The following is a 1,028-nucleotide window of genomic DNA, read 5'->3' as shown; positions in this document are numbered from 1 at the left end:
AGCAGGGACCGTGGTGCGAAGCGCAAGCCCAGCTTCACGGCGACGACCGATCCCACCACCACGCCCAGTGCGAACGGCAGGAACTGCACCCCGGTGCGTGCCGGGCCCGCCCCGAGGACCCGTTGCAGGTACAGCGACACGAAGTAGAACGCCGACGCCATCGCCCCGCCCAGCAGCAGCGTGTACAGGTTCGCCCCCGCCACCGAGCGGTTCGCGAACAGCCCCAGCCGCACCAGCGGATCCGCCGATGTCGTCCGCTCCACCACCACGAACCCCGCCAGCAGCAACACCGCCAGGCCCAACGTCCCCAGCGTCACCCCCGAGGACCACGGATGCTGATCCGTCCGCACCACCCCCAGCACCAGCAACGCCACGCCACCCGTCGCCAGCACCGCACCCAGCACGTCAGGACGGCCCCGGCCACCCACCGCCGCACCCGCCGGCACCCGCCACGTCAGCAACAGCGCCACACCCGCCATCGGCGCCGTCACGAACATCACCCACTCCCACCCCGCGTACTGCGTCAGCACCCCGCCCACCAACACCCCGAACGCCCCACCCGCCGCGTTCACCGCGCTCCACACCCCGAACGCCTTCACCCGCTCCCGGCCCGACGGAAACGCCGACACCAACAACGCCAGCGCCGCCGGCGCCAGCAACGCCGCCCCCACCCCCTGCACCGCCCGCGCCCCCACCAACCACCCCGGACCCCGCGCCAGACCACCCGCCACCGACGCCAACCCGAACACCACCAACCCCACCATCAACACCCGCCGGTACCCCAACCGGTCCGCCACCTTCCCCCCCAACAGCAACAACCCCCCGAACGACAACGCATACGCGTTGATCACCCACGTCAACCCCACCTGACTGAACCCCAACCCCGAACCGATCTCCGGCAACGCCACATTCACCACCGAAAGATCCAACGACACCATCAACTGCACCACCGCCACCGCAGCCAACGTCACCCCGGCACCCACCGAAACCCCACCCGAACCCGAACCCGAGCCGTCACCCGAACCCGA

General features: G+C 70.7%; 1 protein-coding gene. It reads right to left on the bottom strand.

What is annotated here, in order from left to right; translation table 11 throughout:
- Positions 1–956, bottom strand: a 956-nt coding sequence (locus J5Y04_RS41170; protein WP_307853569.1) for an MFS transporter, incomplete at its 3' end; no start/stop codon positions are given.
- Positions 957–1,028: the final 72 nt, after the last annotated feature.

The organism is Kitasatospora sp. RG8, assembly GCF_017813315.1.
Classification (GTDB): domain Bacteria; phylum Actinomycetota; class Actinomycetes; order Streptomycetales; family Streptomycetaceae; genus Kitasatospora.
The sequence above is the reverse complement of the archived record's forward strand: the minus strand, read 5'-3'. Positions and strand labels throughout refer to the sequence as shown.